At 42.3% G+C, this 14,416-nt stretch carries 5 protein-coding genes; 3 read left to right on the forward strand and 2 right to left on the reverse strand.

The features are described from left to right. The first annotated feature begins 49 nt into the window (after positions 1–49). Complete coding sequence (locus ACUXZ4_RS02415; protein WP_464973466.1) at positions 50–10,915, forward strand: YadA-like family protein; 10,866 nt, start codon at positions 50–52, stop codon at positions 10,913–10,915. A 268-nt stretch (positions 10,916–11,183) separates the two neighbouring features. Continuing rightward, positions 11,184–11,867: a nicotinamide riboside transporter PnuC gene (gene pnuC / locus ACUXZ4_RS02420; RefSeq protein ID WP_464973467.1), complete on the forward strand. Its 684-nt coding sequence runs from the start codon at positions 11,184–11,186 to the stop codon at positions 11,865–11,867. A 31-nt stretch (positions 11,868–11,898) separates the two neighbouring features. Here pnuC and ACUXZ4_RS02425 read toward each other — a convergent pair whose 3' ends face one another. Then, positions 11,899–12,591: a tRNA1(Val) (adenine(37)-N6)-methyltransferase gene (locus ACUXZ4_RS02425; RefSeq protein WP_464973468.1), complete on the reverse strand. Its 693-nt coding sequence runs from the start codon at positions 12,589–12,591 to the stop codon at positions 11,899–11,901. 69 nt (positions 12,592–12,660) lie between these two features. On the opposite strand from ACUXZ4_RS02425, the gene srmB reads away from it, so the two are divergent. Beyond that, complete coding sequence (gene srmB, locus ACUXZ4_RS02430; RefSeq protein WP_464973469.1) at positions 12,661–13,977, forward strand: ATP-dependent RNA helicase SrmB; 1,317 nt, start codon at positions 12,661–12,663, stop codon at positions 13,975–13,977. A 2-nt stretch (positions 13,978–13,979) separates the two neighbouring features. On the opposite strand, the gene ACUXZ4_RS02435 is transcribed toward srmB, so the two are convergent. Beyond that, a complete protein-coding gene (locus ACUXZ4_RS02435) occupies positions 13,980–14,414 on the reverse strand; it encodes a SoxR reducing system RseC family protein (protein WP_464973470.1) in 435 nt (144 codons plus the stop codon). Positions 14,415–14,416 lie beyond the last annotated feature (2 nt).

Here is a 14,416-nt window from a genome sequence, read left to right on the forward strand (position 1 = left end):
TTGATGGATTTTAACCGCACTTTATTATTTTAAAGCTAATGGAAATCTTATGAATAAAATATTTAAAGTGATTTGGAATTACGCCACGCAAACTTGGGTGGCAGTGTCAGAATTGCAGCGAGCAAAAGGTAAAACCAAGTCGGTGGCAACTGCAGCAGTGGTTGTTTCAGCGGCGTTGGGCGTGTTGAGTTTAGAGGCTTCGGCTGTTAGTGGTGTCTATCAAGGAATTAGAGAATCTGGTACGGATATTGCTGTCGGTTCAAATACACAGACTAATGGCGGTGGTGACTCCACAGCATTCGGGAATGGTGCGAGAGCCTATGCTGGAAATGGTAACTTAGGCGCTACAGCAATTGGGGCGAAAGCACAAGCTTTGGAAGCTAGCACAACTGCTGTTGGTCATTATGCATACGCAGATAAAAACGGTGCGTCTGCCTTTGGGCGAAATTCTCGGGCAACAGGACGTGAATCTGTGGCAATAGGTTCTAATACTAAAGCTGAACTAGATTTCTCTACTGCACTTGGTAACAGAGCAACAGCAAACCAAGCAGCAACAGCGGTGGGGACAGAATCAAAAGCAACTGGAGTGAATTCTGCAGCTGTTGGTGCTGGTTCTATGGCAGCAGGAAGTGTATCAAGTGCATTCGGTCAGGCTTCTACTGCATTAGGAGAAGGCTCTATTGCTATAGGTTCAAACGCAAACGCTGCCAATAATACCTTTACGGTGGCGATTGGTACTCGTACTAATTCCACAGGTTTGGGTTCATCCGCATTAGGTCCTCAATCTAATGCTTTAGGAGACCGTTCAACTGCTGTGGGGCTTGATTCAAATGCAAGTGCGGAACGTGCAACTGCAGTAGGTTCTGCTGCAAAAGCAGATGGAGTACGAGCAACAGCAGTGGGTTCTGCTGCCTATGCAAATGGTACATCATCATTTGCTGCTGGTCAGGGGGCTCGCACTTCAAATAGAGACACCATTGCTATAGGCCATGATTCTAATGCTTCAAATGAATTTGCCACTTCGGTAGGTTCATATTCAGTAGCTTCAGGTGTAGATTCGTCAGCTTTCGGTCGTAATGCAAAAGCGCTTAGTACTTCTTCAACGGCGATTGGGGTTTATACTGAAGCAAATGGGGAAAATTCAACCGCACTTGGTCGTGATGCCAAAGCATTGAACAGATCAGCAACGGCAGTTGGTGGATATTCAAAAGCTCAAGCAGAAAGCTCCGTGGCTATGGGTGATCGTGCAATAACTGCAACGGGGGCAACAGATGCTATATCTATTGGTACACAAGCAACTTCATCAGCAGTACAAGCTGTTGCAATTGGTAAAAATACCAATGTCGCAACAGGTGCAGATGAGGGTATTGCTATTGGTAATAGCGCAAGTGTAACAGGACAATACGGAACGGCAATCGGGGGCAATGCAAATGCTTCTGCAAAAAATGCTAGTGCGTTTGGTGGTGGTTCGAATGCTTCAGCGGAGTCAACCTTAGCAGTGGGGTCACGTGCTAAAGCCTTACAAGCGGGTGCAGTGGCTTTGGGTGTGGATGCTTCTGCAGACCATGCAAATAGTGTGGCATTAGGTAACGCTTCGCGGACTAAACCTCAAGAGCGCAACTTTAATGCGACAGTCAATGGCGTGGAATATGCTTCTCAAGCAAATCCTTTTGCGGGTAATAACCCAGTTGGTGTTGTGTCTGTTGGCGGTCAACTTCCAGATGGTACTGTAGCAACGCGCCAATTAGTAAATGTGGCAGCAGGTAAAATTTCTGGTGATTCAACCGACGCAATCAATGGTTCACAACTTTTCGCTGTTATGCGTGATGCGAAGTGGATGGTAACTTCGGGTCAAACAGGAAGTGGTGAAAACTCAGGTTCTACTACTGAAGATGTGAAATTAGGCGATACATTGAAGTTTATCGCTGGAAATAATATCAAGATTGCTCAAACTATAGAAAACTTCACTATTTCTGCGAAGAAAACTCTTGTAGAAACAGATACTGCTGATGTAGTGACTGTCACTAACACAGAAAATGCAAACACCAACGTTATTACATCGAAAGTAAATATCAAAACAGGCGATGTAAATGGGGATCAAACCACAGGTGATATTACCAAAGCTGCTGACGGTGTAGTTACTGCTCAAGATTTAGTTGAAGCATTGAAAAAATCAGGTTTCCGTCCGAAAGTAAATAGTTCTTATGGTAGTGTGATTAATCCAGGTGGCGAACTGCTATTTATTAATGGTAATGGCACTACTGCTCGTATTACTGCTCAGAATCAAATTACTTTTGATGTGAACAAAAGCAGTTTAACAATGAATGGCGGTAAAGTAGGTAGTTTCACTGCTGGTGATTTCTTCCCTACTGCATCAGAAGTTGCTAATGCGATTAATAATTCGTATTGGAAAATTAACCGTACAGGTAATGGTTCAGGGGATGATGTTAGTAACATTAAACCGAATGACCAAGTAACTTTGAATGGTGGTACGGGAATTCAAATTATCAAAAATGGTAATACATTTACGTTCCAAATCGATCCTACTACTTTGCCTAAAGGACCAAAAGGTGATCCAGGTGCGAAAGGTGATAAAGGTGATACAGGTGCGCAAGGTGCCCCAGGTACTCCAGGTCGTGATGGTGTAGATGGTGTAAGCCCAACTGCGAACGTGGTTACAAACCCGAACGGCACACATACCATTACAATTACAGATAAAACTGGCACAACTAGCGCGCTTGTAACAAATGGTGCGAAAGGTGACAAAGGTGATACAGGTGCGCAAGGTGCCCCAGGTACTCCAGGCCGTGATGGTGCAAATGGTACCAATGGAGAAACTCCACAAATTGGTCCTAACGGTAACTGGACAATCGGTGGTAACGATACTAATGTTCCTGCCACAGGTCCAAAAGGTGATAAAGGTGACACCGGTGCGCAAGGTACCCCAGGCCGTGATGGTACAAATGGCACTCCAGGTGCAGATGGTAAAACTCCAACTATTGATCCAGCAACAGGTAACTGGACAATCGATGGTGTGAATACTAATGTTCCAGCCACAGGTCCGAAAGGTGATAAAGGTGACACCGGTGCGCAAGGTACCCCAGGCCGTGATGGTGCAAATGGTACCAATGGAGAAACTCCACAAATTGGTCCTAACGGAAACTGGACAATCGGTGGTAACGATACTAATGTTCCTGCAACTGGTCCAAAAGGTGATAAAGGTGATACGCCAACTGTTGATCCTGCGACAGGTAACTGGACAGTAGGTGGCACAGATACTAACGTTCCAGCTACAGGACCTAAAGGTGACAAAGGTGACACCGGTGCGCAAGGTACCCCAGGTCGTGATGGTACAAACGGCACTCCAGGTGCAGATGGTAAAACTCCAACTATTGACCCAGTGACAGGTAACTGGACAATTGATGGTGTGAATACTAATGTTCCAGCCACAGGTCCGAAAGGAGATAAAGGTGATACACCAACTGTTGATCCTGCGACAGGTAACTGGACAGTAGGTGGCACAGATACTAACGTTCCAGCCACAGGCCCGAAAGGTGATAAAGGTGACAATGGTACAAACGGCACTCCAGGCGCAGATGGTAAAACTCCAACTATTGACCCAGTGACAGGTAACTGGACAATTGATGGTGTGAATACTAATGTTCCAGCCACAGGTCCGAAAGGAGATAAAGGTGATACACCAACTGTTGATCCTGCGACAGGTAACTGGACAGTAGGTGGCACAGATACTAACGTTCCAGCTACAGGACCGAAAGGTGACAAAGGTGACAATGGTACAAACGGCACTCCAGGCGCAGATGGTAAAACTCCAACTATTGACCCAGCAACAGGTAACTGGACAATTGATGGTGTGAATACTAATGTTCCAGCCACAGGTCCGAAAGGTGATAAAGGTGACAATGGTACAAACGGTACTAATGGAGAAACTCCACAAATTGGTCCTAACGGAAACTGGACAATCGGTGGTAACGATACTAACGTTCCAGCAACTGGTCCAAAAGGTGATAAAGGTGATACGCCAACTGTTGATCCTGCGACAGGTAACTGGACAGTAGGTGGCACAGATACTAATGTTCCAGCTACAGGACCGAAAGGTGACAAAGGTGACAATGGTACAAACGGCACTCCAGGTGCAGATGGTAAAACTCCAACTATTGACCCAGCAACAGGTAACTGGACAATTGATGGTGTGAATACTAATGTTCCAGCCACAGGTCCGAAAGGTGATAAAGGCGACAAAGGTGAAGATGGTACAAATGGTACAGGTTCTGGTACTCCAGGTACCCCAGGCGCAGATGGTAAAACCCCAGCTATTGACCCTGTGACAGGTAACTGGACAATTGATGGTAACGACACCAACGTTCCAGCCACAGGCCCGAAAGGTGATAAAGGTGACAATGGTACAAACGGCACTCCAGGCGCAGATGGTAAAACTCCAACTATTGACCCAGTGACAGGTAACTGGACAATTGATGGTGTGAATACTAATGTTCCAGCCACAGGTCCGAAAGGAGATAAAGGTGATACGCCAACTGTTGATCCTGCGACAGGTAACTGGACAGTAGGTGGCACAGACACTAACGTTCCAGCCACAGGTCCGAAAGGTGATAAAGGTGACAATGGTACAAACGGTACCAATGGAGAAACTCCACAAATCGGTCCTAACGGAAACTGGACAATCGGTGGTAACGATACTAACGTTCCTGCAACTGGTCCAAAAGGTGACAATGGTACAAACGGTACTAATGGAGAAACTCCACAAATTGGTCCTAACGGAAACTGGACAATCGGTGGTAACGATACTAACGTTCCTGCAACTGGTCCAAAAGGTGACAATGGTACTAATGGTACAAACGGTACCAATGGAGAAACTCCACAAATCGGTCCTAACGGAAACTGGACAATCGGTGGTAACGATACTAATGTTCCTGCAACTGGTCCAAAAGGTGACAATGGTACTAATGGTACAAACGGTACCAATGGAGAAACTCCACAAATCGGTCCTAACGGAAACTGGACAATCGGTGGTAACGATACTAATGTTCCTGCAACTGGTCCAAAAGGTGACAATGGTACTAATGGTACAAACGGTACCAATGGAGAAACTCCACAAATCGGTCCTAACGGAAACTGGACAATCGGTGGTAACGATACTAATGTTCCTGCAACTGGTCCAAAAGGTGACAATGGTACTAATGGTACAAACGGTACCAATGGAGAAACTCCACAAATCGGTCCTAACGGAAACTGGACAATCGGTGGTAACGATACTAATGTTCCTGCAACTGGTCCAAAAGGTGACAATGGTACTAATGGTACAAACGGTACCAATGGAGAAACTCCACAAATCGGTCCTAACGGAAACTGGACAATCGGTGGTAACGATACTAACGTTCCTGCAACTGGTCCAAAAGGTGAAGATGGTGCAAATGGTAAAACACCAAGCATTGACCCAGCGACAGGTAACTGGACAATTGATGGTACCGACACTAACGTTCCTGCAACTGGTCCACGAGGCCCTAAAGGTGAGCCAGGTGATGGCACAGGTACTGGTGGTAAAGAAGTCGAGGTTGTTAAAGGCACAAACGTTAATGACGTAAATAAAGACGAAACTGATGACAAAATTACGTTCACTGTAAACGCTGACGGTACAACTGTAAGTGCTGGTTCAACTAATGTGAAAGTAACGTCTGGAGATAAAGATCCTGCTACTAACCTTACTGATTACAAAGTGGATATTGCTGATAATATCGAACTTGGTAAACCAAGTGAGCCAGGTAAAGATGGTGCACCAGGCAAAGACGGTGTTGACGGCTCTATCGGTGTAAATGGCAAAGATGGTGCCTCAGTGACTATCAATGGAAAAGATGGATCTATCGGCTTACAAGGTCCTAAAGGTCCTAAGGGTGCGGATGGTTCAGACGGTAAAGACGGCTTAGGTGCAACCTTGAAGATCGGCGAAGGCCCTGCTGGTGTTGATGGTAAAGACGGCTTCCCTGGCATCCCAGGCAAAGACGGTGCTGATGGTAAACCTCGTATCGTGTATACGCCAACTGATCCAGCAACAGGTAAACCTGCGGTAGGTGAAGATGGTAAGCCGATTGAAGAGAAAGTGGCAACATTAAACGACGGCTTGAAGTTCGTTGGTAACGATGGCAAAGAAATCGTTAAGAAATTGAACGAAACCTTAGCAGTTAAAGGTGGTATTGATAGTAAAGTAGATCCAAATGATCCAAATGCTAAGATCCCATCTGTACCAGTTTCAGATAAGAATACTTATGTTGAGAACAAAGATGGTGAGTTAATTGTTAAGATTGCTGAAAACCCAGACTTCAATAGCTTGACGATTGGTACTTCAGATCCTAATGATAATACGAAGAAAGTGAACCCAATCACTATCGTAAGTCATCCAGGAGATGAAAATAAAAACACAGTAACCTTTGCAGGTCGTGATGAAAATGGTGATCCAGCACCAGTGACCATTAATAATATTAATTCTAACTTGCCGGACACTTACAATAAGGATAATCCGTTAAATCCAGGTGATGAAAAAGACGTAACTAAGTCACAGGATTTACCAGACGGTGTTGAAAACAAAGTAACTAACGCGGCAACTGTTGGTGATGTGTTGAATGCTGGTTGGAACTTGAAAGAGAATACAACTGAGAAAGACTTTGTGAAACCTTATGATACAGTCGCATTTGTTGATGGTAAGAATACCAACGCAAATGTAACAGTAACAGAAGATGGTAAAGTCAGCAATGTTACCTTTAATGTTGACAAAGACTTGAAAGATATTGAAACCATTACGCTTAAACAGCCGAAAGATGGTAAAGATGGTCAGGATGGTCAAGACGGTCAACCAGGTAAAGACGGAGTTTCAGCGAAACTTCAAATCGGTGAAGGTCCTGCTGGCGTTGACGGTAAAGACGGTGTTGATGGCTTAAATGGTCAAGACGGTCAAGATGCGGAACCTCAAAAACCACGTATCGAATACGTTTACAAAAACGGCGATAAAGAAGTGGTTGAGAAAGTGGCAACATTAAACGACGGCTTGAAGTTCGTTGGTAACGATGGCAAAGAAATCGTTAAGAAATTGAACGAAACCTTAGCAGTTAAAGGTGGTATTGATAGTAAAGTAGATCCAAATGATCCAAATGCTAAGATCCCATCTGTACCAGTTTCAGATAAGAATACTTATGTTGAGAACAAAGATGGTGAGTTAATTGTTAAGATTGCTGAAAACCCAGACTTCAATAGCTTGACGATTGGTACTTCAGATCCTAATGATAATACGAAGAAAGTGAACCCAATCACTATCGTAAGTCATCCAGGAGATGAAAATAAAAACACAGTAACCTTTGCAGGTCGTGATGAAAATGGTAACCCAGCGCCAGTTACAATTAACAACATTCAGTCTAATTTACCGGACACTTATAACAAAGATGCGGTAAATAAAAATGGTGAACCAGTGACGAAAGCACAGGATTTACCAGATGGTGTTGAAAACAAAGTAACTAACGCTGCAACTGTTGGTGATGTGTTGAATGCTGGTTTCAATGTGAAAGAAAACGGTGAAGATCGTGACTTTGTGAAACCTTACGACACAGTAAACTTTGTTGATGGAGCAAACACTAAACATGTTGTTGAAACAAATGAAAACGGCACGGTAACCAACGTTAGCGTAAATGTTGTTGGTATGCCAGTTCAGTTTACAGATTCTGAAGGCAATCCAGTTGCTAAAGTAGGCGATAAGTTCTACAAAGTGGGCATTGACGGTAAACCTGATTTGAACTCAACACCAATTGATTCAGCAGATTTAACGGTAAATGCGGTGAATCCAAATGCTGCACCAAATGATAAAGGTGCGCCGATCACAATTGGTAATGTGAACAGTGGGTTGAAACCATATACTCAAGCTGACGCTCCTGATACCAAGAAAGCGGCTGATGGTTTAGTCAACTTAGGTGGTGATAAAGACGCTCCTGATTATGTATCAGACAACAATGTTGCAACTGTTGGTGACTTACGTAATATGGGTTGGGTTGTTTCTGCGAAAAACAACGATTACAGTAATACTGTGAAAAATGCGAACGAAGTTCAATTTGTTGGTGAAGGTTCTGTACGCGTTGAAGGTAAAAACGAAGGTGATAACTTACGTAAAATTACCGTAAACGTAGATATGCCTGTGGTTTACACAAACAAAGCTGGTGACAAAGTTTATAAACAAGTAGCTGAAGATGGCACAGTAACCTTTAATACCAAACCAGATGGTTCAGGTACGCCAGTTGATAAAGGTGATGTCATCGCATCTATGAACAATGGAGACAATGACACCAAAACAAACCCAATGCAGTTATCAAATGTAGGTGGTAACTTACCGAACACTTACAATCAAGGTGATAAGAAAATTGTTAATGCAGACGGTTCTGACGCACCTACTGGTGGTAAACCATCAGAAAATGCAGAAGTTGCTGAAGGTGATGAAACTAAATCTCAATCTGCACCTGCTAATAAAGATGAAATCTTTAATAACGGTGCAACTGTTGGTGATGTGTTGAATGCAGGTTGGAACTTGAAAGAGAATACAACTGAGAAAGACTTTGTGAAACCTTATGATACAGTCGCATTTGTTGATGGTAAAAATACTAAAGCGAATGTAACAGTAACTGAAGGTGGTAAAGTCAGCAATGTTACCTTTAATGTTGACAAAGACTTGAAAGATATTGAAACCATTACGCTTAAACAGCCGAAAGATGGTAAAGATGGTCAGGATGGTCAAGACGGTCAACCAGGTAAAGACGGAGTTTCAGCTAAACTTCAAATCGGTGAAGGTCCTGCTGGCGTTGACGGTAAAGACGGCGTTGATGGCTTGAACGGTAAAGATGGTAAACCACAAAAACCACGTATCGAATACGTTTACCAAAACGGTGATAAAGAAGTGGTCGAGAAAGTGGCAACATTAAACGACGGCTTGAAGTTCGTTGGTAACGATGGCAAAGAAATCGTTAAGAAATTGAACGAAACCTTAGCAGTTAAAGGTGGTATTGATAGTAAAGTAGATCCAAATGATCCAAATGCTAAGATTCCATCTGTACCAGTTTCAGATAAGAATACTTATGTTGAAAACAAAGATGGTGAGTTAATTGTTAAGATTGCTGAAAACCCAGACTTCAATAGCTTGACGATTGGTACTTCAGATCCTAATGATAATACGAAGAAAGTGAACCCAATCACTATCGTAAGTCATCCAGGAGATGAAAATAAAAACACAGTAACCTTTGCAGGTCGTGATGAAAATGGTAACCCAGCGCCAGTTACGATTAACAACATTAAGTCTAATTTACCGGACACTTATAACAAAGATGCGGTAAATAAAAATGGTGAACCAGTGACGAAAGCACAGGATTTACCAAATGGTGTTGAAAACAAAGTAACTAATGTAGCAACCGTTGGCGACATCTTGAATGCAGGATGGAACTTACAAGGCAATGGCACTCCAGTTGACTTTGTGAAACCTTACGACACTGTAAACTTTGCTAATGGTACAGGTACCACAGTAGAAGTTAAAGCTGATGATGAAGGTAAAGTTAGTACTGTGAAAGTCAATGTTGACTTAGAGAAAATTGTTAAAGAAGTAACTGTTATCAACAATGGTGGTTGGAAAGCAACGACTGGTAAAGATAAAGAAGACTTTGAACAAACAGATAGTAACCCACCATCAGTTGTTGCACCTGGTGAAACTGTTCAATTCAATTCAGGTAAAAACTTGAAAGTGAAACAAGAACAAGATGGCTCAACAACTAAAGTGACTTATGCGTTAGAAGATAACGTAGTGCTTGGTAGCCCATCAGTACCAGGTAAAGACGGCAAACCGGGTAAAGACGGTGTTGACGGATATATCGGTGTAAACGGTAAAGATGGTAAATCTGGTGTCGCTATTAATGGTAAAGACGGCTCGATCGGTGCGAAAGGTGCTGATGGCGCAGCAGTTGCTATCAATGGTAAGGATGGTTCTATCGGTTTACAAGGTCCGAAAGGCAAAGACGGTAAAGATGGCGTTGGCGCAACCTTGAAGATCGGTGAAGGTCCTGCTGGTGTTGATGGTAAAGACGGTTTCCCAGGTATCCCTGGCAAAGACGGTGTTGATGGTAAACCACGTATCGTTTATACACCAGTTGATCCTGCAACAGGTAAACCTGCGGTAGATCCGAAAGGTAACCCAGTTGAAGAGAAAGTGGCAACCTTAAACGACGGCTTGAAGTTCAAAGGTAACGACGGTAAAGAAGTTGTTAAGAAACTGAACGAAACCTTAACTGTTCGTGGTGGTATTGAAAATAAAGGTGGTAAACCTGCTAAACCAGTTTCAGCGAAGAATACTCATGTGTCTAACAAAGACGGTGAGTTAGTAGTAGAAATTGCTGAAACTCCAGAGTTCAAAGGTGTTGAATTGAACAATGGTAAAGGTCCATCTGTGAATATCACTAACAATAAGAATGGTGATTTACAAGTTGGTGGTAAAGGCGGTAAAGCAGTCAAGATCACTAACGTTGCACCAGGACGTATTGCGAAAGACAGTAAGGACGCTGTAAATGGTAGCCAGTTACATCAAGTGGCAGGTGATGTTGCAAATGTCAACAACAAAGTGAACAAACTTGATAAACGTGTTCGTGGCGTTGGTGCAAGTGCAGCAGCAGCAGCTTCTTTACCACAGGTTTACATTCCTGGTAAATCAATGGTAGCAGCAGCAGCTGGTACATACGGTGGCGCATCTGCGGTTGCAGTGGGTTACTCAAGAGCAAGTGACAATGGTAAACTTATCTTGAAGATCCAAGGTACTGCAAATAGCCAAGGCCATGTATCTGGTGGTGTTGGTATGGGTTACCAATGGTAATACCTCGCTAACTTCGTTAGCTAATTAACTAATTAAACTGCATTTGAAAGGGTTTTCCCGAGTAGAATGCAGTTTTTTTATGCCTGATTCTTTAGCATAAAAAGTTCAAAATTTGGGTTTTGTTGAGATAAATATTCTATTTTGTATTCTATATATAACAAAATTATAAAAAGTTTGGTGTATTTTCATTGAATTTGTAATTTATCATTGACTTTTGTCGTTCGTGGTGTAAGAATTTGCTCAGTTTAAAACATAAGAGGGCATTTAGATGAATTTTCAAACAATTAAAAATGAGTTTTTCGGTGGGTGGAAACCTTTTGAACTGATTTGGTTAGCGATTTTTATCGCTGCACAAATTTGGGCATTCACTCAAGCAGCACAACCAAGTTCCCTATTAGAAATTGTTTCAGGGATCGCTGGTATTCTTTGTGTGGTGTTTGTGAGTAAAGGGAAAGTGAGTAACTACTTTTTCGGTTTAATTTTCGCTTATACTTATTTTTACATTTCTTTGGGAAATAACTTTTTAGGGGAAATGAATACCACGTTGTATGTATATATTCCTGCGCAATTTATTGGTTACTTCCTGTGGAAAGAAAACTTACAAAAAGAGCAAAATTCAGAAGCGGTGATTGCCAAATCATTAACGCCGAAAGGTTGGATAATTTTACTTGCGACTATTGCTATTGGTACTTTCTTATTTGTGCAAGCGCTGATTGCAGCAGGTGGTAGCTCAACCAATATTGACGGATTAACGACGGTATTAGTGGTGGTTGCACAGTTGTTGATGATTTTGCGTTATCGTGAACAATGGATTTTATGGATTGCAGTGAATGTGCTTTCCATTGTGTTGTGGCAAAATACGCCAGCGATGTACTTGATGTATGGTGCTTACTTGCTAAATTCCTTATATGGCTATTGGAACTGGACGAAGTTGGTCAGAGCGGAAAATTAAAATAAATTAAGAGGGCGTTTTCTACGCCCTTTTACATTTTTAAGTAGAAATCTTTGGTTAGCGCAACAAAATCTTGGCTGTACTGGTTTTGTTCGTTATAAATGGTGAGCGATTTTGTGATTGTGGGTTTGGGTTGAGATTGAAAAGAAACGATCATCCGTTGTGGCGCTTTGCCTGATTTAGTCATAATTTCTAAACGTTCCACACAATAAAGTGCGGTCTGTTTTATCAAAGTTTCTGCACAATCAAAAGGTAAGATAAATTGGATTTTTCCATTAGGTGCAAGACATTGTGCTGCACTTTCTAACCAAGCTAAATGGGATTGTTGCATATAACGCGCTTGATTTCTTGCCTCTGTTTTGCAATCAATGCCCGGTGCGAAATAAGGGGGATTTGCTACAATAAGATCAAATTTTTCACCGCACTTTTGACAAAATTCCAACGCATCTTGTTGAATAAGTTGAATTTGTTGCTGCCAAGGGGAATGTTGAATATTCTCTTGTGCTTGTAAATAAGCCGCATTATCTAATTCAATGGCATAAATTGTTGCATTGCTACGTTGTGCCAGCATTAACGCAACTAAACCTGTGCCTGTGCCGAGATCTAAAATACGCTGTGCTTGGCAAATATCCGCATAAGCACCCAATAAAATGCCATCCGTTCCCACTTTCATTGCGCAGCGATCATGCTGAATATGAAATTGTTTAAAGCGAAAGCCTGACATAAATCCCCCTAAGCCCATAAAGTGCGGTATAATCTAGCACAATTTTGACAACGATAAGTAGAGAAAATAATGTCAGCACAGACTTTTGATGATTTTGATCTTTCGCCAGAACTATTAAAAGCATTAGTTAAAAAAGGTTATAACCGCCCAACTGCTATTCAATCGGAAGCCATTCCTGCGGCGATGGATGAACAAGATGTGTTAGGTTCTGCACCAACAGGTACAGGCAAAACCGTTGCTTTTTTATTACCAGCAATCCAACATTTACTAGATTATCCACGAAGAAAACCGGGTCCACCAAGAGTATTGGTACTTACTCCAACGCGTGAATTAGCCATGCAAGTAGCGGAGCAAGCGGAAGAATTAGCTCAGTTTACTCATTTAAGCATTGCGACTATTACAGGCGGTGTGGCGTATCAAAACCATGGTGAAGTGTTTAATAAAAACCAAGATATTGTAGTTGCTACGCCAGGTCGTTTGCTGCAATACATTAAAGAAGAAAATTTTGATTGCCGTTCTGTTGAGATTTTGATCTTTGACGAAGCGGATCGCATGTTGCAAATGGGATTTGGGCAAGATGCAGAAAAAATTGCGGCAGAAACCCGTTGGCGTAAGCAAACCCTATTATTTTCTGCAACCTTGGAAGGCGAGTTATTAACGGACTTTGCAGGGCGCTTATTGCAAGATCCGGTGCAAATTGATGCTGAACCAAGCCGTCGTGAGCGTAAGAAAATCAATCAATGGTATTATCATGCAGACAGTAAAGAGCATAAAACCAAATTATTGGCACGCTTTATTGCTGATGAAGAAGTAAGCCGAGGTATTATTTTTGTTCGTCGTCGTGAAGAAACAAGAACACTGTCTGAAACCTTACGTAAACGGGGGATTCGTAGCACTTATTTAGAGGGTGAAATGGCGCAAACGCAACGTAATAATGCCATTGATAAACTGAAAAATAACGTAGTAACTGTTCTTGTCGCCACTGATGTGGCAGCGCGTGGTTTAGATGTGGAAGATGTCAGCCATGTGATGAACTTTGATTTGCCTTATAGTGCGGATACTTATTTGCACCGTATTGGTCGTACTGCTCGTGCAGGTAAAAAAGGGACAGCGGTGTCTTTTGTTGAAGCGCATGATTATTACTTATTGGGTAAAATTAAACGCTATACGGGCGAATTATTGAAACCTCGCATTATTGAAGGACTTGAGCCTCGAACTAAAGCACCGAAAGAGGGTGAAGAAAAGAAAAGTAGTAAGAAGTCGAAGTCCAAAGGAAAAGCGACGCACACCAAGAAACCGGCGACTAAAACCGCGAAACAAAAAGTACGTCATAAAGACAGTAAAAATATTGGTAAGCGACGTAAACCAACAGAAAAAGCAGAATAGCTTTACGCTACCACTCTTAATAAAATCGGCTGAAATGCCGATTTTTTTTGTACTTTTTTTGCGTAAATACGAATAGCAAAAAAGGAAAGTGCGGTGCAAAAAAGGATAAAAATAGCGCTGATCAATTCATTGTCAAACAGATGAGCGCTAATTAGAGTGGTACATAAAAGCGTAATCAATGGAATAACATAGAGTAATAATGCGGAAAAAAGCACCGCACTTTCCGATAGTCCAATTTCCACAATTTGCCCTTTTTTTAATGGCGTAATGCAAGGCAAGGTAAAAATATGATGCGTATTTTCGCCATTGAGCTCAGAAAGGGCAGCTGCACCGCAAGCTTGTTTGGCTGAACAGCTACCACAAGCGGTTTTTGATTGACATTGCACTGTAGCAATGCCCGCTTGATAGTCGATCACAATGGCTTTTTCGGTAATCATAT

This window comes from Reella acinonychis (assembly GCF_052828705.1).